Here is a 19,730-nt window from a genome sequence, read left to right on the forward strand (position 1 = left end):
CTTGAGAAGGGCCGTGACCTCTGGAAAGGGCTCATTCGGTGGACGTGACGCAGGCTGCCGCCCGGTCCCGAAGCAGTGCCCGCTCCCGCTCGTTGTCGGTCAACTCGGCCGCCCGCTCGAACTCGACCCGGGCCTCGGCCAGCCTGCCCACCTTGGCCAGCAGGTCTCCCAGCACGCTGGGCAACAGGTGGTAGCCGGCCAGCGCCGGCTCACCGAGCAGGGCCTGAGCCAGGTCCAGACCAGCGGCCGGTCCGTCGACGAACGACACGGCAACCGCCCGGTTCAGCTCCACCACCGGCGACGGCACCAGCCGGGCCAACTCCGCGTACAGCGCGACGATCCGGGGCCAGTCGGTCTCGGCCGGGGTACGGGCCCGAGCGTGGCACGCCGCGATCTCCGCCTGCACCGTGTACGGCCCGACCGATCCGGGCAACGCCCGCACCCGGTCCAGGGCGGCCAGTCCACGCCGGATGAAAGTCTGGTTCCAGCGGCTGCGGTCCTGGTCGAAGAGCAGCACCGGTGCCCCGGACGGGTCGACGCGGACCGCGTTGCGGGACATCTGGATCTCCATGAGCGCGGTCAGTCCGAACACCTCGGGCTGGTCCGGCATCAACCGGCAGAGGATCCGGCCGAGCCGCAACGCGTCCTCACACAGCGCGGGGCGCATCCAGTCATCCCCGGCGGTCGCCGCGTAGCCCTCGTTGAAGATCAGGTAGATGACCTCCAGCACCGAGTCGAGCCGTTCGGCCCGTTCCGCCGCGTCCGGTGTCTCGAACGGCACCCGTGCCTCGGCGATTGTCTTCTTGGCCCGCACGATCCGCTGGGCGACCGTGGACTCCGAGACCAGGAACGCCCGGGCGATCTCCCCCGTGGTCAGCCCGCCCAGCATCCGCAGGGTGAGCGCGGCCCGCGCCGGCGCGGACAGCACCGGATGGCAGGCGGTGAACACGAGCCGCAGCAGGTCGTCCTCGATCGGCTCGTCCATCGTCGCGTCGAAGTCCGGTTCGTACCCGTCGGCGACCAGTTCACGGCCGTGACCGGCCAGTTTGCGGTCGATCATCTGCCGGCGGCGCAGCCCGTCGATCGCCCGCCGCTTGCCGACCGTCATCAACCAGGCACCGGGATTGTCCGGTACGCCGTCGACGGGCCACTGCTCCAGGGCGGCGACGAGCGCGTCCTGCGCCAGTTCCTCGCCCCAACCCACGTCCCGCACCATCCGGGACAGGCCGGCGACCAACCGCGCCGACTCCATCCGCCACACCGCCTCCACGGTGCGCCGTACCTCGTTGGTCCCCACGGGCACCGATCAGACCAGCAACCCCGCTGACGTGCAAGGAAGGGCGGCGTGTTCCGGGTCCACGGGCGGAACCAACATAGGCCCGGGAGTGTCTAATCCGGCATGCTCATCCGTAAGGCAGCATCGCTGGCTATCCTGCTCGTCGTCACTGGGTGCGGCGGGAACGTCGTTGCCACCGCGCCACCCCTCGACCAGGAAGCCTTCGACACCCGCGCGACCGAGGTCATCGACAAGTGGCGGCGATCACCGCTCGCGCGGTCCTGGCGCACCGGATTCGTACCGCTCGCGGAGCTGGCGGTGCCGCCAGCCAGCGGTTTCCCGACGGAGTCGCTCAAGCTGGCCTTCGAGGAAGGGTGGTACCGGCTGGACATCAGCCTGCCCGCTGGCCCACCGGGCACCGGCACCGTGCGCTTCCCCGACGGCAGTGACCTCGCCGTGCCCCTGATCGACGCGCGCGCCGCCGTTGACGCCATGCGCCGGAGCGATCCGCCGTGCGAGCGAGCCACGGCGGCGAGCCCACCGCCGGCCGTCCTCTGCGGTCACCTCACCATCACGGGTGCCGACCTGGTCACCACCCCGCTGTCCACCAGCCGGGGTACGGCCGTCGTGCCGGCCTGGCGGTTCGCCGTCGCCGAGCTGAGCCAACCGGTGCTGCGGGTGGCCGTCGCTCCGTCGGCCGTCACCACGCTGCCGGAATCGACCGGGGCGCCCAACCCGGCGCCGGCTGGCCTGGTCGGCGCCGAAGGGGTGACCGGCGACACCGCCGGTCGCACCGTGACCTTACGGCTGGGTGTCGGGGCGTGCGACGAGGACGTCAGGGCGCTCGTTCACGAGACGTCCGAGGCGGTGGTGCTGGGCGGAACGGCCCGGACCCCTGATGGGCCGTGCACCAACCAGTTGCTCATCGTCACCGAACCGGTCGAGTTGGCCCAGCCCGTCGGCGTCCGAGTGGTGCTTGACGCCCGGTCAGGACGGCCTCTGGTGGTGACCCCGTCCTGACCGGGCGCCGTCGTCAGGCGGTGTTGACCCGGAAGGAGATGCCGGAATGGTTCGCCGCCGAGCTGAACAGCTTGCTCAGTGCTGAGTTGTACGACCGGTAGCCGCTCGGGCAGGTGTTGTCCGAGGTGGTGTCCCGGTTGTGGATCGCATACGCCCGGTTGTCGACCTGGCTGAAGACGGGCCCGCCGCTGTCCCCGTGGACCGCGCAGATGTTTGTGACGATGCCGTTGTCCTTGGCCACGACGCTGCCGCACCGGGTCGTCCGGCTGATCGACCCGGTCATGCACGTCACCCAGCCCACTCCGATCTGCTCGTAGGTGTACGAACCGGAGATCGGGTAAAGGGACGTCTTCCCGACGAAGAAGACGCGGTTCTTCGGCTGGCCGGACAACCAGTATTCGGCGTAGTTGACGCCGCCGGACACCACGTACGGCAGGATGATTCCGTCCCAGGGGTAGGAGGCGCCGACGAACGTCCAGTAGTCGTAGTCACCCACCCACCGGCTGTAGTGTCGGGTGTAGTTCTCGTTGTACGCGTCGAGACAGTGACCAGCGGTGATCGTGTACTGCCAGCCGTTGCTGCCATTGACGTTGAAGCCGTTCGTGCAGGTGCTGATCCAGGATCCGCCGCTCAACGCGTCCCATACCTGGATTCGGGTGCCGCCGCGCATGGGTGGCGGGCAGGAGTCGATGGTGCAGTTGTCGTAGGTCGCCGGCGGTGCCGTCCGCTCGACCTCTACCCGACCCGTCGCGGTCAGCGGGGACAGTGCTGACGCGAGCCCGTCGGTCAACGCGGTAGGCGCCGCCGGCAGCCGGGACACCCCCGGAGGAACGGTGCGGTCGCGCCGCTTGGGATGCGCCGCGTTGTCCCGCAATGCCTGCACGGTCGACGGGTGCACCACCACCCTGTTGGTGACCTCGTCAACGGTCGCGATCTCACCGTACGTCTCGTTGATGGTCTGGACGTCGGCATCGAGGGATTGCTTGGTGTGCACCACCGGGGCGATCCGGATGTGGTCACGCTCCGGGACACCACGTAGCGCGTCCGAGATCTCCCGCTGGCTTGTGGCGTTTACCACAAGCGTCCCGCCGCCCGCCTGGTCAAGCCACATGCCGCCGTAGCTGCCGGGGAAAGCATCGCTGAGTTGCTCGTCGAGCGCGGGGGCCAGCCGCTGCAACTCGAGCCGGCGCAACGCCTCAGCCTGGTTGACACCGAACTCACGTACCAGATAGTCGACGGACTCCCGGACCTCGTCGATCCCGAGCGGCGCGGTGGCCGCCAGTCGTATCGGAGTCACTGTCGGGGGAGCCGCCTGAGCCGCCGCACCGCCGGCCATCGTCACGAAGACCGCGACGGCGCAGGCGACGATACGGCGACGGATTGTTGTTACATGGATTGATCGAAAGGGATGGCCCATATGTCCTCCATGGCGTGGTTTCGACGCGCGAAAGGCCATGGAGGCCCCCGTGCCTCGCATACGCGCACGGTAGACCCAGGCGGCGGAAGACGGTGTGCCGTACCGACAAAGTGGACTTCACGCTCTGAGTCCTCTTGGGTGAACAAACCAGAGGTAATCCGCCAACCGGCTGCATTCGCCTGAGCCAAAGCCCCCGACCGTCCGCCGTACCGGACGATCGAGGGCTTCTACCGCGGGGTCAGACGGTGGTCTTCTCCCGGTCCGACGCCGGCGTCGGCGCCGCGAAGGCCTCGGTGGACGGAGTACGCATGAAGTGCGCCAGGCCCGCGATCGACAGCAGCAGGAGCAGTCCGGCACCCAGGTACATCGCCAGCGCGCCCTGCTGGGCCTTGACCCCGAACTCGCTGAATCCGTACGAGGTGAGCAGCAGGCCGCGCAGCGTCTCGCCCTTGAAGACGGTGTCCCGCTGCTGGTTCACCTGCGCGAGTTGCTTCTGCAGGTCGGCCAGGGCCGGGTCGTTGGCCTGCTCGGCCTTAGCCACCTGCTCACGTAGCGCGGACTGTGGCTCGCCCAGGTCGGCGTAGGTCTTGCCGTCGGCGATCGACTTCAGGTGCAGCCCGATGTACTCGTTGGCGTAGCACTCCGCCTGCTTGCCGGTGGTCAGCTTCTGCCCGGCGTACTCGACCAGGCAGGCGGCCTTCTTCTCCTCGTCGTCCAACTCGGCGGCCGGGGTGAAGCTGATGTTCTGCTGGCTGAGCTGGTCGCGTACGTAGTTGTTGGCGAAGTTGGCGTTGGCGGTCAGCACGATGCCGACGACAAGCAGGAGAGCGGCGAGGCCGAGCCCGCCGATGCTGAACATGAGGTCCAGGGTCCGGCGCTTCATGGGGTGCTCCTCGTGGGGTGGTTGCGAGGTCGGGGTGTTGGCTATGAGCCTCCCCGGGCGCGGCGACCGGGAGCAGGGTCCAAGCCCCTGTTCCAGACGGGACCTTAGACCCCCGAGGGGCGGGCCAGGCGGCGCCCACGCGCGGTCTCCAGCGCGCGGTATACCGGCACGGAGCTGCGAAAACGGTAGACTCCCGGAGGTGCGCTCCCCTCGCCGCCAGGCCCCGCAGGACCGCCGCCAGGCCCCGCAGGACCTGCTGGTCCACCTGCGCCGGGCGCGTGACCATGCCGACCGCCACTATCCCGAGCCGTTGGATCTCGGCGCGCTGGCCGCGGTGGCGGGTCTCAGCAAGTTCCATTTCCAGCGGTTGTTCACCGCCACGTACGGCCTCTCCCCGGCGGCGCACCTGTCCCAGCGGCGCGTGGAGCGGGCCCAGGACCTGCTGCGGGCCACAAACCTCACGGTCACCGAGGTCTGTCACGCGGTCGGGTTCTCCAGCCTCGGCTCGTTCAGCCGCCGGTTCCGCGAACTTGTAGGCGAGTCGCCGAGCGAGTTCCAGCGCCGGTGGGCCAGGACCGGCGCGCCGCGCATTCCCGGCTGCTTCGTCTTCATGTGGGGACTCGCCGAGCGCCGCGCAAGCGAGGATAAGCCGCAGGTCGGCGGCGACTCCTAGCCTGGTCGCATGATTACCAACGTCTCGATCGTCGACGTCTACGTCAAGGACATCGACGCGGCGAAGTCCTTCTACATCGACGTACTCGGCCTGACCGAACACACCGACATCACCCTGGGTGAGGGTTACCGCTGGTGCACGGTGAAGACTCCGAACCAGCCCGAGCTACAGATCCACCTGACAAAGCCGGGTCGGCCGCACTCGCCGGACATGGTGGCCGCCATCGATCGGGCGCTCGACGAGGGCGGCACGTTCGCCGTCGGCCTGCACGTCGACGACTGCCGCAAGACCTGCGACGAACTGCGGGCCAAGGCCGTCGAAGTGATCGCCGAGCCGGAGGAGCGCCCGTACGGCGTCGAGGCCGTCGTCCGCGACAATTCGGGTAACTGGATCGTCCTCGTCGAGCCCCGTGAGTTCAGCGCCGCGGACTTCGGCTGACCCTGAGCCCGGCCGGTAGCCGGCCACGACGCCGGCTTGGCGCGAGCGACCGGATCCCGTTAGTCGCGCAGCCAGACCCGCAGCGGCCCGAGCCGGCGGAAGCCCACCCGCTCCGCCGGCTCCAGGTCGGCTCCGGACTCGTAACCCACAAGCGGCACGTCGGGCAGCCGTGCCACCACCGCCGACCACACCTCGTCCGGCGTCGCGGTCACCGCGAACACGTTCGAAACCCCGACCACCGAGCCGGTTCGGTTGACTACCGCGCCTCCGGCCACGCCGCCATCGGTGTCCCGGATCGCCAGCACGGTCACCGCCGGATCGGCAAGCAACTCAGGCCGGAACGCCTCGCCCGCACCGTGCGTCGCGGCCCATTCGGCGAGTTCGTCGTCGGTTCGCACGGCCCGCGCCGCCCGCCGTACCACGGTCGGCGCCGGGCCTGGCGCCCGGTGGATCCACACCGCCTCGAACAGTACGGCGAAGCCGTACCCGCTGAGGTCGAGCGTCGCGAAGCTGTCCTTGACCGACGCGCCAGGTCCGGCGTCGACCCGGTCGAGCAGCGTCGGTGGCGCCGTCGCCCGCAGGGTCACCGCGTCCGGATACAGCGGGGGTGAGCGGCGCGGCACCGTCCAGGCGTCCGGGTCGAAGGCGCCGACGATGCCATGGGTACGGCACACCGTCGCGCACCATTCGGCGTTGTTGCGGGCGGCCCGGTCGACAAGTTCTCGCTCGATCACCTCACCATTGTGGCGAACCGGCCCGCAGGTGACGGTGCCGCGGGTCCGGTCGTCCTCCTCGGGGACGGACCGGCGTCAGGGCCGCACCGCTTTCAGGTACGCGGTCGCGATGGTGCGGTGGCCGGTCGCGCCGTTCGCCAGCGCCGCCGACAGGTACGCCTCCACCTGTTCCCGCTCGGCCGGCTCGAGGGTCTGGTTCAGCGCCTCCTCGTAGGTCGGCGCCAACGGGTTGGGGGCGGTCTTCCTCAGCACCGCCCAGTCCCGGCTCGGCAGCGGCGACGGCACTTCCACCTCGGCCCGGTAGTCCAGTTCGATGCCGGTGAAGCCGGCCGCTCGGGCCCAGCGCAGCAGGTCCCGTTCGTCGAAGTTGAGCATCGGGTTCTGCGCGGCCGGCACGCTCGTGTACGCCCCCCAGACCTTCGCGAGGAGGTCGGCGATCGGCGACATGTCCAGCCCGAACAGCCCTCGCCGGGCGTCCGAGGCGGCGAACCCGTTGATCGGCTCGAAAATGGACAGCCGGCCCCCGGGCCGCAGCACCCGGAAGAACTCGGCGAACGCCGCCTCCTTGCGATGCACGTAGATCAGCACCGAACGGGTAGTGACGACGTCCACCGACCGACCCGGGATCTGCCGCAGGTCGTCGGCGGGGGCCTGCACGAAGCGGCACTGGTCGAGCCGGCCGTCGGCGGTGGCCCGACGCCAGCACTCGGCGAGCAGTCCGGGCGAGATGTCGCTGAAGATGATCCGGCCCGTCGGCCCGACCCGGTCCAGCGCGCCGAATCCGACCAGACCGTCACCGGTCCCCACGTCCAGCACCACGTCGCCGGGGACGATCGCGGCCCGGTCGAGCACCTTGTCCCGGTACGCCCCGATGACCGGCGCCACCCGGACGCGGACGTCCGGGTTGTCGCCATCCCGGCGGCGCAGCACCCACTGAGCCCACTGGTCCTGCTGCACGCCCGTCACTGTCGCACGACCGGTGCCGGCACCGCGAGAGAGCGGGCGACTTCCGCCGGCGGTCGGGAACCGCGAACCCGCCGAGGGACCCGGAACGGTGGTGATGGTTCCGGGTCCCTCGGGGTTCGACGATGAGGCGGGCCGGGGCAGCGCCGGGCGGCGCCGAGCCCGCAGGGTCGGCCGTCAGGCGGGACGGCGCCACATCGGGTAGAGGCTGGGCCCGTCCGGCAGGTCGATGGTGTTGTCCATCCGCTGGAAGCCCAGCCGCTCGTACAGTGCCGCGTTCCGCAGGCAGCTCGCCTCCAGGTACGCCGGGGCGCCGATCTCGTCGAGCGTGGCGAGCCGGTGGCCGAGCAGGGTGGCGCCGACGCCGTGTCCCTGGCGTTCCGGCCGGACCGCGATGAACGGCAGGTAGTGGTGGTTCTCGTGGCCGGGGTGGCCATCGGTCATCAGCTTGTCCAGCACCGCGAACCGCTTGGCGTACTCGGGACCGACGGCCTGTTCGAAGATCGGGCCCAGATCCTCCGCCTCGGCGTGTGCGGTGACGTCGACGGGCAGCCACAGCGCGACGGCGGACCGGTCCTCGGTGGTCCACACCTCGCCCTCGGCGAGCGTCATGTCGACGAACGGCCGGAAGAAGGCGGGATGCAGCCGCTCCCGGTCCGCGTAGTCGGGGAAGATCCACTGACTGATCGGGTCGGCCAGGAACGCGGTCGCCAGGACGTTGGTGAGCGTGTCGGCGTCGGCGTCGGTGGCCCGGACGACAGGGGTGCCTTGCTGGGTCATCAAATCCTCCGGGGTGGGGGGTACCTCGGACACCCTACGGGCAGCGATCACCAAAGTGGACCGGGGTGGGTGGAACTTCCATCTCTGCCACATCGGAACCCGAGCTGGCTACACTCAGCCGCTGGCGGTCCACCGGACATGCAGGTGGCCGTCGTTGGGGAATGGCGGCTCCGCCGGCAGCACCCGCTCGAACCGGTACCCCGCCTTGTCCGCGACCCGGCAGGACGCCGGATTGTCGACCTGATGCAGCAGGACGAGCCTGGTCAGCCCGTCACCGGCGAGGGTGTCGACCGCCCAGTCGGTGAGCGCGGCGAGGGCTTGCGGCGCCACCCCCCGGCCGCGGGCGTGGGCCGCGGTCCAGTAGCCGACCTCGGCCGAGCCGCCGGCTGGATCGGGTCGCTTCAGCACCACGTTGCCCCACAGTCGGTGATCATCGGCCCGGTCCGCGAGCACCGCGAAACCGAGCCGCGTCCCGTCGCGCCAGCCATCCCGCTGCACGGCCAGCCAGCGGAGCGCGTCGTCCCGGCTGTCCAGCTGATGGCTGGTCCACCGCCGCAGCAGCGGGTCGCGGTAAGCCTCGACAAGGGACTCGGCGTCCTCGTCCCGCCAGGGCCGGAGCACCAGCCCGACTCCGGCGCCCGTGGTGCCTCGTATCTCGACCGTCACGTGCTCCATCCGATCATCCGATCATCCGATCATCCGGCCCCCGGCATCCGGACCCGCAGGGCCTGGACGCCCCAGTCGGGCGCCGGCGCGAGGTCGTCGGGGACCGGCCAGCCATTCACCACAGAGAGCAACTCGACGTACCGCTGCCGCTGTGGGTCATTCACCGCCTCCAGCCGTCCGCACAGCTCGCGTACGAGGTCGGCGTCGTCCGGACGGCCCTGGCTGTGCGCGTACCCCGCCGTGATGACCGCGACCACCGGGTCGGCAGCCGGTGACCTCGGATCGAGACCGGCGCCGTCAGTCCGGTTCGCCGGGCGAGGTCTCCGATCGAGTTGCGCGTGTCGCCGTCCATGCCCCCACCCTCGCGTCTCCCCGGTGGGAGACTCAAGCCCGGTCAGTCGAGGGCCACCGCGATCATGGCCGGGATCGCCAACGCCAGCGTGGCGGCGACCGCCAGGACACCGGCCATCGCGGCAGCCCGCGTCACCACGGGCCAGGACTTCCGCAGGATGATCATATTGCTTGCCAGTCCCGCGATGCCGAACAGCCCGCCCACCAGGCCACCGAGCCCGACCAACGCGAGCGGGAGCAGGGCCAGGATCCGCAGCCCCACCGGCACCGCCGGCCCGGTCCGGTGCTTCTCCCCGTCGATCTCGATGGTCGGGTAGGGGTCGAGCGCGTACCGCCGCAGCCGGCCAGCGACCTGTCCCCCATTGGCCAGCGGCAGCAGGTACGTGTCCTGCACTCGGGGCACCGGCTCGCCGCTGACGCAGACGGTCGGCGGCCCGCCGAAGGCGGTCACGTCCACGATCAGGGGCCCGGCCAGTCCCTCGATCACTACCTCGGGGGTTCGCACGGGCGGGGATGCTAACACCCCGCCGAGTTGATCAAGAGGTTCGCGTCACGTGAAAGCGTTCTCGGTGACGCGCACCTCTTGATCAACGAAAGGCAGCGGGCAGGGAGGTGGCGGGCAGGGAGGTGGCGGATCAGATGGTGTCGGGGTCGATTCGGGGGAACAGCGGGCGGGCCGGCGGCAACACCCCGCCGACCGCGGTGAGCTGCTCGGTCACCCGGGCGGCGGCGTCCGGCAGGAACGGCGCCAACTGCTCGGCCAAGCACCGGCAGGCGGCCAGCAGGGTGCCGAGCGCGACATCCAGGGCCGCTGGCGGCTCTCCCGCGCCCGGCCCAGTCCGGGCCGGTTCCCCCGCCGGGCGCCCGGACCCAGCCGGTCCTCCCGCCGCCCGCTCAGCCCGGGCCAGTTCCCACGGGCGGGTTTGCTCGACGTACCGGTTGGCCTGCTCGACGATCGCCCACACGGCGGCGGTGGCCCGGCGGAAGTCGACATCCGCCAGCGCCGCGTCCACCGCGTCGGGCGCCGCCGCGCAGGCCGCGCGCAGCGGCCCGGCCACCGGGTCAGCCGGCTCGGACCACGGGACCGGCCGGCCGGCGCGGTACCTGTGCAGCATCGCCACCACCCGGTTGACCAGGTTCCCGACGCCGCCGGCCAGGTCGTCGTTGGCCCGGTCCACCAGCCGGGCCACGGTGAAGTCGGCGTCCCCGACCCGGGGCACCTCGCGCAGCAGCCACCACCGCACCGCGTCGACGCCGTACCGCTCGACCAGGGCGACCGGGTCGACGGCCGTACCAGAGGATTTGCTGATCTTGCGGCCGTCGACCGTGAGGTAGTCGTGCACCAGGACGTCGGTGGGCAGCGGCAGGCCGGCGGAGAGCAGCATTGCCGGCCAGTAGATCGCGTGGAACCGCAGCACCCCCTTGCCGACCAGATGCACGCGCCGGTCCGCGCCCGCCCACCAGCGCCGGTACGCCGCACCCGGCCCGTCGAACGCGCCGAAGTCCAGAGCGGTCACGTAGTTGCCGAGCGCGTCCCACCAGACGTACATCACCTGGTCGGGGTCGTCCGGCACGGCGATGCCCCAGCCGCGGGCCCGCTCGGTCGACCGGGAGATGGAGAAGTCGCGCAGCCCACCGGCCAGGAACGCCAGCACCTCGTTGCGCCGCGCCACCGGTTCGATCCGCAGCCGACCGCTCGCGATCGCCGCCCGCAGCGGCTCGGCATACCGGGACAGCCGGAAGAACCAGTTCCGCTCGGCGACCCGCTGCGGCGGCACGCCGTGCTCGGGGCAGTGGCCGGCGGCGTCCAGGTCGTCCTCCGTCAGGTACGCCTCGCAGCCGACGCAGTACAGCCCGACGTACTCGGCCCGGTAGAGGTCGCCGGCCTCGGCGCAGGCCCGCCAGAGCCGCTCCACCCCCGCCGGATGGCGCGGGTCCGCGCTGGTGCGGAGGAAATCGTCGTACGACAGGGCGAGCGGGCCGGGTAGCGCGGCGAACCGGTCGGCGAACCGGTCGACCAGTTCGCGCACCGGCACCCCGGCCGCCTCGGCGGCGAGCACGTTCTTGAGCGAGTTGTCGTCGGTGCCGCTGAGCAGCCGCACCTCGTCACCGCGCCGGCGGTGGTGCCGGGCAAGCACGTCGGCCTGCACCGCTTCGAGCGCGAAACCGAGATGTGGGGCCGCGTTCACGTACGGGATGGTGGTGGTGAGGTAGAGGCGGGTCATCGGGTTCCCCTCGGTCGGTGGCCCGGTCCCCAACAACCCCGAACATGCGTCGAGGCCCCGGTGACCGGGGCCTCGAGATGTCTGGTCTCGCGTGTCAGCAGCCCCGCATGCGGGGCATCATGGCGCGACACGACGTTTGCATGCTGGCAGGATAGCAGCGCGATCAATCGGTTTCCGGCGCGCCGCCGCTGTCCGCTTGCCCGGCTGCCGCGCCGCCGCTGTCCGCTTGCCCGGCTGCCGCGCCGCCGCTGCCCGCTTGCCCGGTTATCTCCCGGGCCGCGCCACCGACCTGTCCGCCGCCCGGCGGGTCAGCAGCCGGCGGGTCAGTGGCCGACAGGTCGGCGGCCATCGGGGCGTGCCGGAACAGGCCGACCAGCAGGCCGTACCGCGGCTTGCCCGCGCCGGCGTCCTCGGCGCCGTCCACCAGGTCGGTGAGCGCGGCGGTGAGCCGATCGGCCTGTGCTGCGGTGAGCCGCACATGGCGCAGGGTGAGCAGCGGTTCGGCGTCGGCGGCGGCGATCTCCTCGGCCACCGCGCCGAGGAAGGCGGCGGTCGGCGCCAGTTCACGGGTGGTCACCTTCAGCCGGCGGGCGGTGCGCTGGTAGTACTGCTCGGTCCCGCCGCGCACCCGCCGGGTCTCGACTATCCGCACCATGCCGGCCTCACGCAGCACCTTGAGGTGGTGGGCCACGTTGCCCTTGCGGGCGTCCAACGCGGCGGCGAGCTGGCTGATGGTGGCCGGCTGCTGGCCGAGGGAGAACAGCAGGCGTTGCCGGAACGGGTGGCCGAGCGCCTTGAACTGCTCGGCTCGGCTCACCTCCAGCATCTCGTCGAGCGGCGGATCGGTCATGGCAGAAGTGTCAAGACTTCTTGACGCTTTGTCAACCGGTCTGCTCTACTGCTCGTATCCACCCCGCTGGAGGTCCTCATGCGACAGACCGACGTGACCGGCATCGTCGAGCGGCTCGCCGCCGAGGTTCGCGAACGGTACGTGTTCCCCGACGTCGCGGAGGCGATCGCGACGCTGCTGGCCGATCGGCTGGCCGCCGGTGCCTACGCCGCCGCCACCGACCTGACCGCGTTGTGCGAGTTGGTCACCGCCGATCTTCAGGCGGTCAACAACGACCGGCATCTGCGGCTCAAGCACCACGAGATCGAGATCGACGAGCACGCCGCGGACGCCGCCGAGGCCGACCTGCGCCGCCAGGCCGACGCGAGCCTCAACGGTGTCACCCGGGTCGAACACCTCGACGGCGGCGCCGTCCACGTCGAACTCCGCCCGCTGCTCTTTCCGCCCGAGTGGGCCGCGCACGCGGTCATCGCGGCGATGAACCTCGCCGCACCCGCCACCGCGCTGTTCCTGGACGTGCGCCACACCGTCGGCGGCGACCCCCGGATGGTCGCGCTGCTGTGCAGCTACCTGTTCGACGAGCCCACCCACCTGACCACGATCGTCGAACGAGGCGGCGACGACGCCCGGCAGTCCTGGACCCTGCCCTACGTGCCGGGCCCGCGGTTCGGTGCCAGCAAGCCGGTGTACGTCCTGACCAGCGCGGCCACCTTCTCCGGCGGCGAGGAACTCGCGTACGACCTGCAACAGCTCGGCCGAGCCACGGTGGTCGGCGAACGCACCGGCGGCGGCGCCCACCCCCGGATCGGGGTACGGCTGCATCCGCATCTGGAGGCGACCATTCCGGTGGCCCGCCCGGTCCACCCGGTCTCCGGGGGCGACTGGGAGGGCGTCGGCGTGCGACCGGACGTCGAGGTGAAGGCCGAGGATGCGCTCGCCGCCGCGCACCGACTGGCGACGAACGGCAAACCGGTCGCCGCGTGACGGCTGCCGCCGGCCAGGGTCACCGTTCTTGACTTACCGCCACAGGGGCGCTTCCCTGATGCCGTGGATCTTCAGATCGCGCGGGTGGACGGCGACGTCACTGCGGAGCAGTGGCGGCACGTCCACAACGTCATCATTCCCACCCACCCGCTGTCCCTCGACGACGTTCGCGAGCGCGCCACGCGCAACCGACTGGACGTCGCCTACCTGGGAGAGACGCCGGTGGGCTGCATGACCGTACGCCCACCGACCGACGACGAACCGGCCAGCACAGTGATCGCCCGGGTGCTGCCGGAGTACCGGCGGCGGGGCCTCGGTGGGCGACTGTACGCACACGGGTTGGCACATGCCCGGACCCTCGGCGACGGACCGGTCGAGACGATCGTGCTCGCGTCGAACGAGGACGGACTGCGGTTCGCCCTGGCACACGGGTTCGTCGAGGTCGAACGCTACGTGCTGCCCGGCGACACCATCCCGTACGTCACGCTGCGGTTGGCCTGACCAGCTCGGCCCTTCACCCGCCCGTCCACCTCGGCCGGTGCTCCTTCCTGATTTGACAGATTCATTTTTCTATTGGCACTATGGTGTCCATGAGCGTCGAGGTCGTCCGGGACGGTGAGCGGTTGCGCGGCAGCCTGTCGCCGCTGCGCCGCCGGCTGCTCCGCGAGTTGCGCGAGCCCGCCTCGGCCACGGCACTGGCCGCGCGCCTCGGCGAGACCCGGCAACGCCTCAACTACCACCTCCGCGAGCTGGAGAAGAGTGGCCTGCTGGAGTTGGTCGAGACGCGGCAACGCCGGGGTGTCAGCGAACGGATCCTGCGCACCACCGCCCGAGCCGTGGTGGTCGCACCGGAGGTGCTCGATGATCTGACCGGCGCCGAGCAGGACCGGTTCGCCGCCGACACGCTGCTGGCCGCCGCCGCCCGTACCGTCGACGAGGTGGCCCGGCAGCGCGACGGCGCCACCGCCGCCGGCAAACGCCTGCTCACCTTCGCCATCGAAACCGAGGTCGGGTTCGCCCGACCTGCCGACCTGGAACGCTTCGCCACCCGGCTGGCCGAGCAGATCGCCGAGTTGGCCGCCGAGTTCGATTCCCCCGCCAACCGACGCCGCTACCGGCTGGTCGTCGGCGGGCATCCCACCGCGAGAGAGGACCCCGCACGATGAGCGAGCAGAAGCCGTACCGGGTGGAAACCGGCGTTGACGCCCCACTGGCCGACGTGTGGTCGGCGCTCACCACGGAACAAACGTTGCGCGAATGGTTCGGCTGGGATTACGAGGGCATCGAGCCCGAGATCCGGCAGATCTTCGTCGACGAGGCGACCATCGACGACCACCGGCTCCGCTTCCCGGACGGGTCCTATCTGGAGGCGGTCGCCGACGGCGGACGGACCGTCGTCCGGGCGGTCCTGCCCGGCCCGCTCGACGACACCGACTGGGCCGAGGTCTACGACGGCATCGAGGAGGGTTGGCGGGCATTCCTCGCGCAACTGCGCTACCTGCTGGAACGCCGTCCGGCCGGTGCGCGTCGCACCGTCTACCTGACGGGCCGGATCGCCCCCACCGAGTTGCTGGGCCTCCTCGGCGACGCCCCGGTGTGGCACGACGACCGGCGCCAGCGCGCCGTCGTGGATTCCGACGGACATCTGGTGCTGGCCGCTGCCGAGCAGCCCCTTGACCGGCCTGATTCCGGGCCCGCGACCATCACGGTCAGCACCTACGGCCTCGACGACGACGCCTTCGCGGCGGTGCGGGACCGCTGGACGGCACGGTGGCGGACGGCGGCGACGGAGCCACAGGTCACCGCCGCGGAAGTCGCTGTCCGGTAACCGGTCCGATCGGCGCAGCGGCCCGTCCGGCGCCCCGCCGGGACGCCGGACGGCGGGGACCTGAGTCTTCCCGCGGGTCGACGTGGTGCCGGGACCCTTCACCCTGCGTGATACAAATGGCGGCAACACCCGCGTCAAACCGGTCTTCCCGGACGGCGACGGACACAGTAAGTTAGCTCCGGGACCGAGCAGTTGCCGCCGCGGGATCAGTCGGACGCCGTGCCGTCGCACCGTGCGCCGCCCCGTACGACCGGTGAGGGGATGGGGGATCCTGTGTCGCAATCGCGCATGACAGCACCGCCGCGTACCGAACAGCGCTTCCGGGCCAGCGCTCCGCTGCCCCGACGGTCGCCAGCCGCCTCGTTCGCCGAGCGGGAGCTGGATCCGCCGCTGGAACGCGGGGCCCCACCCACCCTGGCCCGCCGGGGGACGTCCGCGCTGCACGCCGAGCTGTCCCGCCTGCGTCAGCGCGTTCCCGGGGTACGCGGCTGCGTGCTGGCCACGATGGACGGCCTGCTGGTCGACGGTGACATGAGCCGTGGCGGGGAACCGCACGACCTGGCCGTGCTCGCCGCGAGCGCGTTCGGGGTGGGCCGGCAGTGTGGTCTGGGGCTTCGTCAAGGCGCGTTCCGGGAGGCCACCATCCGCAGCGACGCTGGCTACTTCACGGTGTACGCGGTCACCGAGAACGCCCTGCTGGCGGTGCTCACCGACGACGGTGCCGACATCGGCTGGCTGCACGAGGAGGCGCGACCGGTCGCCGAACGGATCGCCGAGCTGCTGTCCGGATCGGTCCCATAGCCAAGGCACCGCCACCCGGCTCCCGGCGCCGCCGGCGGATCAGCGGTCGGGAGGCGGTCCCGCGACACCGGACCCCGCCTTGGAGCGCAGGTAGCGGCGTTCGGGGAGGCTGGGCGTCGCGTCGGCCGCCCGCCCGTAGGCCGTCCGTGCCGCGGCACGCTCACCCAGGAGACCCACAGGTAACCACGGACCGCGTCCACCCGGTAGAACCCGGCCAACCTCGGATCGGCCGCCACCGCCACATCCAGTGCCGTCAGACCGGCGGCGGCGCCCTGCACCATGGCTAGGGCCACGATCCGGTTCAGCGTCACGATCGGACCCGGCGCCACCACGCCGAGCAGGTCGTAGAGGACCAGGATCTGCTTCCAGTCGGTGGCCGCGGCGGTGACCGCCTGGTCGTGGACCGCGGCGATCGCGGCCTGCAGTTGGTACGGGCCGATCGGCGCGCTGGCCAGCGCGGACTCCACCAGCGCGGTGCCCTCCGCGATCGCGGCGGTGTCCCACCGGGACCGGTCCTGCTCGACCAGCGGCACCAGTTCCCCGTCCGGGGTGCTGCGGGCAGGTCGGCGGGCGTCGGTCAGCAGCATCAGCGCGAGCAGACCGGTCACCTCGCCGTGCCCGGGTAGGGCTGCCGCCAGGCGCCGGGCCAGCCAGATCGCCTCCGTGGTCAGGTCCACCCGGTCGACAGCGGCACCGCCGCTGGCCGTCGAACCTGGAAGGACCAGGTCGTCGTCGAGAGCGACGACATCGTGCGGGTCGAGGGCAACGCCTACTTCCCGCGCTCGTCGCTTCGGGAGGACCTGCTGCGTCCCTCGGACACGCACACCGTCTGCCCCTGGAAGGGCACCGCCTCCTACTACAGCCTGGAACTCGATGGCGAGCGGTCCGCCGACGCTGTGTGGTACTACCCGGAGCCCAAGGCCGAGGCCGAGATGGTGCGGGATCGGGTCGCCTTCTGGAAGGACGTCACGGTCGTCGACTGAGTGCCGACCGGTCCCCGGCGGATACGTCCACCTCGCCCGGATCCCGCAGGGACTCGGTCCGGCCCGGCCGGTCGGCGGCGGGCGAGTCCGCCGGGAGCCGCCAGGTCCCCGCGCGTAGCGGCGCCGGGGCGAGGTCCCGCACGCCCGGGCCGCGTCGCAACAGCACCGACAGCACCGCCGCGAGCACCGCGAGCGCCCCGGCCACATACCAGGCCGCGCTGTACGTTCCCAACCGGTCGCGGACCAGTCCGGCGCCGGTGGCCGCGAACGCCGCTCCGAGCTGGTGCGACGCGAACACCCAACCGAAGACAACCGGGCCGCTGACGCCGAAGTACTCCCGGCACAGCGCCACCGTCGGCGGCACGGTGGCCACCCAGTCCAACCCGTAGAAGACGATGAAGACGAGCATGCTCGGTCCGGCGGTGTTGCCGAACAGGCTCGGCAGCACCAGCAGGGACGCGCCCCGCAGGGCGTAGTAGGCGGCGAGCAGCAGCCTCGGGTCCACCCGGTCGGTCAGCCAGCCCGAGGCCACCGTACCGGCGATGTCGAAGAGACCGACAAGCGCGAGCAGGCCCGCGGCCGTGGTCTGCGGCATGCCGTGGTCGTGCGCCGCCGGAATGAAATGCGTGCCGACCAGGCCGTTGGTGGTCGCGCCGCAGATCGCGAAGCCGCCGGCCAGCAGCCAGAACGGCCCGGTCCGGGCGGCGGCGAGTAGCGATCCCACGGCCCGCGCCGCGGCGCCACCCGCGGGGGGCGCCGCCGGCCGGACCTCGGTGTCGCCGTAGGCCGGCAGGCCGAGATCCGCCGGGTGTTCGCGGAGCAGCCATCCGGCAAGGGGTACGACGAGTAGCGCGGCGCCGGCCACGACGAGCGCCGCAACACGCCAACCGTACTGCCGGACGACCATGGCGAGCACCGGCAGGAAGACCAGTTGTCCGGCCGCGCCGCCCGCCGTGAGCACCCCGGTGACCAGGCCGCGATGCCGCACGAACCACCGGCCGGTGACGGTGGCGACGAACGCCAGCGCCATCGAGCCGGTGCCCAGCCCGACCAGGACGCCCCAGCAGAGCACCAACTGCCAGCTCGCGTTCATGAACACGGTGAACCCGCTACCGGCCGCGACCAGCAGCAACGCCACCCCGACCACCCGACGGACGCCGAACCGGTCCATCAGGGCGGCAGCGAACGGCGCGGTCAACCCGTACAGCAGAAGGTTCACCGAAACGGCGGCGGAGATGGTGCCGACCGACCAGCCGAACTCGGCGTGCAACGGATGCAACAGCACCGACGGCGTGGCGCGGAAGCCGGCCGCACCGACCAGGGCGACGAAGGCGACGGCCGCGACGACCCACGCGGGGTGCGGAAGGCGGATACGGGTCACTCCGGAAGTCTGTCGGCGCGGTCGGGTGCCGAGCCAGTGGCCGGGAAGCCATCATGCGTAATAATCGGGCCATGGCCGCGCCACACCGGATCGCCGTCCTCGCCCTGCCCGATGTCGTCTGTCTCGACCTCGGCGTGCCTCACCAGATCTTCCAGACCGCCCGGGACGAGGCGGACAACCACCTATACCGGGTCGAGGTGTGCACGCCCGACCGCCGGCCGGTAAGCAGCAGCGCCGGCTTCCAGGTGCTACCCGAGCACGGCCTGGAACTGTTGGACGTCGCCGACACGGTGATCGTGCCCGGCATCCACGGTGGCACGCCGGTGACCGATGGAACGCTGGACGCCGCGGTTTCCGAAGCCCTGCACTCAGCGTACCGGCGGGGTTGCCGGCTTGTCTCGATCTGCACCGGCGCCTTCGTGCTGGCCGCCGCCGGCCTGCTGGACGGGCTGACGGCGACCACTCACTGGGGATGGGCCGAGCGGTTCCGCGGCCTTTTCCCGGACGTGCGGCTGGATCCGGCGGTGCTCTTCGTCGACGAGGGCCGGTTGCTCACCTCGGCCGGGGTGGCGGCCGGCCTGGATCTCTGCCTGCACATCATCCGTATCGACCACGGCAGCGAGGTGGCCAACCGGGCCGCCCGGCGATGCGTCGTGCCGGCCTGGCGAGATGGCGGGCAGGCCCAGTACATCGAACGGCCGGTGCCGAAGGTGCTCGGTGCCGGTACCGCCGCCACCCGGGAGTGGGCGGGAACCCGGCTGTACGAACCGTTGAGCCTGCGCGACCTGGCCGCACACGCCGCGATGAGCGTCCGCACGTTCACCCGCAGGTTCCGCGCGGAGACCGGGCTGAGCCCGGCACAGTGGCTGCTCCAGCAACGCACCGAGCACGCCCGGCTGCTGCTGGAAACCACCGACCTCGGCGTCGACCAGGTCGCCCGGCGAAGCGGCTTCGGCACGGCGGCCGCGCTGCGCCAACAGTTGCACGCCCGGATCGGCGTGTCACCGCTGGCGTACCGGCGCAGCTTCCGCCGGCCGCTGGAGGCGGCGTCACCGGGCACGGCGTCGCCGGGCACGGCGTCGCCGTCAGGGGCGGCGGTGCCGGGCGCGGCGGTGCCGTCAGGGGCGGCGGTGCCGGGCGCGGCGGTGCCGTCAGGGGCGGCGGTGCCGGGCGCGGCGGTGCCAGGGGCGGCGGTGCCGTCAGGGGCGGCGGTGCCGGGCGCGGCGGTGCCGTCAGGGGCGGCGGTGCCGGGCGCGGCGGTGCCGTCAGGGGCGCCGGTGCCGGTGCCGGGCGCGGCGGTGCCAGGGGCGGCGGCGCTGGGCTCCGATCTCCTATAGCCACGACGGCAGGCCGTTTCGTCCGTTCTGTTCCATGGCGCGAATGCCGCGATGTCGGCCTTCACTGAGCGTGGTTGTGTCGTACACGCGTGCGAACGTCGGTGTCATGCGGGAGGCGTGGGCACGGCTGGACGAGGCGG

The 19,730-nt window shown here is 71.6% G+C and carries 21 protein-coding genes and 2 pseudogenes; 10 read left to right on the top strand and 13 right to left on the bottom strand.

All coding sequences use genetic code 11. The annotated features are described in order from the left end of the window. Window positions 1-31 precede the first annotated feature (31 nt). On the bottom strand, window positions 32-1,297 hold the full coding sequence (locus tag ACFQUZ_RS17540; protein ID WP_377443371.1) for an RNA polymerase sigma factor: 1,266 nt from the start codon (window positions 1,295-1,297) through the stop codon (window positions 32-34). Window positions 1,298-1,399: 102 nt separating this feature from the next. On the opposite strand from ACFQUZ_RS17540, the gene ACFQUZ_RS17545 reads away from it, so the two are divergent. Continuing rightward, complete coding sequence (locus ACFQUZ_RS17545) at window positions 1,400-2,296, top strand: hypothetical protein (protein ID WP_377443373.1); 897 nt, start codon at window positions 1,400-1,402, stop codon at window positions 2,294-2,296. Window positions 2,297-2,309: 13 nt separating this feature from the next. Here the strand turns inward: ACFQUZ_RS17545 and ACFQUZ_RS17550 are convergent, their stop codons facing one another. Both ACFQUZ_RS17550 and ACFQUZ_RS17555 read right to left on the bottom strand, forming a co-directional pair. Then, window positions 2,310-3,593, bottom strand: coding sequence for a hypothetical protein (locus tag ACFQUZ_RS17550; protein ID WP_377443375.1), 1,284 nt, complete (start codon window positions 3,591-3,593; stop codon window positions 2,310-2,312). A gap of 358 nt (window positions 3,594-3,951) precedes the next feature. Next, complete coding sequence (locus ACFQUZ_RS17555) at window positions 3,952-4,596, bottom strand: hypothetical protein (protein ID WP_377443377.1); 645 nt, start codon at window positions 4,594-4,596, stop codon at window positions 3,952-3,954. A 199-nt stretch (window positions 4,597-4,795) separates the two neighbouring features. On the opposite strand from ACFQUZ_RS17555, the gene ACFQUZ_RS17560 reads away from it, so the two are divergent. Further along, window positions 4,796-5,269, top strand: coding sequence for a helix-turn-helix domain-containing protein (locus tag ACFQUZ_RS17560; protein WP_377443379.1), 474 nt, complete (start codon window positions 4,796-4,798; stop codon window positions 5,267-5,269). A 9-nt stretch (window positions 5,270-5,278) separates the two neighbouring features. Further along, complete coding sequence (locus ACFQUZ_RS17565; RefSeq protein WP_377443381.1) at window positions 5,279-5,707, top strand: VOC family protein; 429 nt, start codon at window positions 5,279-5,281, stop codon at window positions 5,705-5,707. A 59-nt stretch (window positions 5,708-5,766) separates the two neighbouring features. Here the strand turns inward: ACFQUZ_RS17565 and ACFQUZ_RS17570 are convergent, their stop codons facing one another. The 8 genes from ACFQUZ_RS17570 to ACFQUZ_RS17605 form a co-directional block, all read right to left on the bottom strand. Then, entirely contained in the window at window positions 5,767-6,441 is a 675-nt protein-coding gene (locus ACFQUZ_RS17570) for a hypothetical protein (RefSeq protein WP_377443383.1), read from the bottom strand. 75 nt (window positions 6,442-6,516) lie between these two features. Then, window positions 6,517-7,398 (bottom strand): class I SAM-dependent methyltransferase, encoded by an 882-nt coding sequence (locus tag ACFQUZ_RS17575; protein WP_377443385.1) that lies wholly within the window; start codon window positions 7,396-7,398, stop codon window positions 6,517-6,519. A 183-nt stretch (window positions 7,399-7,581) separates the two neighbouring features. Then, window positions 7,582-8,184, bottom strand: a complete 603-nt coding sequence (locus ACFQUZ_RS17580) for a GNAT family N-acetyltransferase (RefSeq protein ID WP_377443387.1) — start codon at window positions 8,182-8,184, stop codon at window positions 7,582-7,584. A gap of 114 nt (window positions 8,185-8,298) precedes the next feature. Beyond that, entirely contained in the window at window positions 8,299-8,859 is a 561-nt protein-coding gene (locus ACFQUZ_RS17585) for a GNAT family N-acetyltransferase (protein WP_377443389.1), read from the bottom strand. A 20-nt stretch (window positions 8,860-8,879) separates the two neighbouring features. Further along, window positions 8,880-9,107 carry a hypothetical protein gene (locus ACFQUZ_RS17590; RefSeq protein ID WP_377443390.1) on the bottom strand — a complete coding sequence of 76 codons (228 nt, stop codon included), beginning with the start codon at window positions 9,105-9,107 and terminating at the stop codon, window positions 8,880-8,882. A 137-nt stretch (window positions 9,108-9,244) separates the two neighbouring features. Next, window positions 9,245-9,706: a hypothetical protein gene (locus ACFQUZ_RS17595; protein ID WP_377443391.1), complete on the bottom strand. Its 462-nt coding sequence runs from the start codon at window positions 9,704-9,706 to the stop codon at window positions 9,245-9,247. Window positions 9,707-9,836: 130 nt separating this feature from the next. Next, on the bottom strand, window positions 9,837-11,426 hold the full coding sequence (gene metG / locus ACFQUZ_RS17600; protein ID WP_377443393.1) for a methionine--tRNA ligase: 1,590 nt from the start codon (window positions 11,424-11,426) through the stop codon (window positions 9,837-9,839). Between the two features lie 163 nt (window positions 11,427-11,589). Then, window positions 11,590-12,276 carry an ArsR/SmtB family transcription factor gene (locus tag ACFQUZ_RS17605; RefSeq protein ID WP_377443395.1) on the bottom strand — a complete coding sequence of 229 codons (687 nt, stop codon included), beginning with the start codon at window positions 12,274-12,276 and terminating at the stop codon, window positions 11,590-11,592. Window positions 12,277-12,354: 78 nt separating this feature from the next. Between ACFQUZ_RS17605 and ACFQUZ_RS17610 the strand changes: the two genes are divergently transcribed. From ACFQUZ_RS17610 to ACFQUZ_RS17630, 5 genes are all read left to right on the top strand, one after another. Further along, window positions 12,355-13,260, top strand: a complete 906-nt coding sequence (locus ACFQUZ_RS17610; protein WP_377443397.1) for a S41 family peptidase — start codon at window positions 12,355-12,357, stop codon at window positions 13,258-13,260. A 63-nt stretch (window positions 13,261-13,323) separates the two neighbouring features. Continuing rightward, window positions 13,324-13,761, top strand: coding sequence for a GNAT family N-acetyltransferase (locus ACFQUZ_RS17615; protein ID WP_377443399.1), 438 nt, complete (start codon window positions 13,324-13,326; stop codon window positions 13,759-13,761). A gap of 89 nt (window positions 13,762-13,850) precedes the next feature. Next, window positions 13,851-14,426 (top strand): helix-turn-helix domain-containing protein, encoded by a 576-nt coding sequence (locus ACFQUZ_RS17620; RefSeq protein WP_377443401.1) that lies wholly within the window; start codon window positions 13,851-13,853, stop codon window positions 14,424-14,426. Beyond that, window positions 14,423-15,088 (top strand): SRPBCC domain-containing protein, encoded by a 666-nt coding sequence (locus tag ACFQUZ_RS17625; protein WP_377443403.1) that lies wholly within the window; start codon window positions 14,423-14,425, stop codon window positions 15,086-15,088. Before ACFQUZ_RS17620 ends, ACFQUZ_RS17625 begins: the two co-directional genes overlap by 4 nt. A 288-nt stretch (window positions 15,089-15,376) precedes the next feature. Beyond that, window positions 15,377-15,889 (top strand): roadblock/LC7 domain-containing protein, encoded by a 513-nt coding sequence (locus ACFQUZ_RS17630; protein WP_377443405.1) that lies wholly within the window; start codon window positions 15,377-15,379, stop codon window positions 15,887-15,889. A 515-nt stretch (window positions 15,890-16,404) separates the two neighbouring features. Here ACFQUZ_RS17630 and ACFQUZ_RS17635 read toward each other — a convergent pair. After that, a pseudogene (locus ACFQUZ_RS17635) lies at window positions 16,405-16,713 on the bottom strand (DUF6596 domain-containing protein); the annotation flags it as partial. On the opposite strand from ACFQUZ_RS17635, the gene ACFQUZ_RS17640 reads away from it, so the two are divergent. Continuing rightward, window positions 16,636-16,872 carry a DUF427 domain-containing protein gene (locus tag ACFQUZ_RS17640; protein ID WP_377443439.1) on the top strand — a complete coding sequence of 79 codons (237 nt, stop codon included), beginning with the start codon at window positions 16,636-16,638 and terminating at the stop codon, window positions 16,870-16,872. The pseudogene ACFQUZ_RS17635 and the gene ACFQUZ_RS17640 sit on opposite strands and share 78 nt — an antisense overlap. Here the strand turns inward: ACFQUZ_RS17640 and ACFQUZ_RS17645 are convergent. Continuing rightward, a complete protein-coding gene (locus tag ACFQUZ_RS17645; RefSeq protein WP_377443407.1) occupies window positions 16,856-18,253 on the bottom strand; it encodes an MFS transporter in 1,398 nt (465 codons plus the stop codon). The two genes, ACFQUZ_RS17640 and ACFQUZ_RS17645, sit on opposite strands and share 17 nt — an antisense overlap. Before the next feature lie 53 nt (window positions 18,254-18,306). On the opposite strand from ACFQUZ_RS17645, the pseudogene ACFQUZ_RS17650 reads away from it, so the two are divergent. Next, window positions 18,307-19,284, top strand: a pseudogene (locus tag ACFQUZ_RS17650) (GlxA family transcriptional regulator); the annotation flags it as partial. Window positions 19,285-19,730: the final 446 nt, after the last annotated feature.

The sequence above is a fragment of the Plantactinospora sp. GCM10030261 genome, assembly GCF_042666615.1.
Lineage (GTDB): Bacteria > Actinomycetota > Actinomycetes > Mycobacteriales > Micromonosporaceae > KBS50.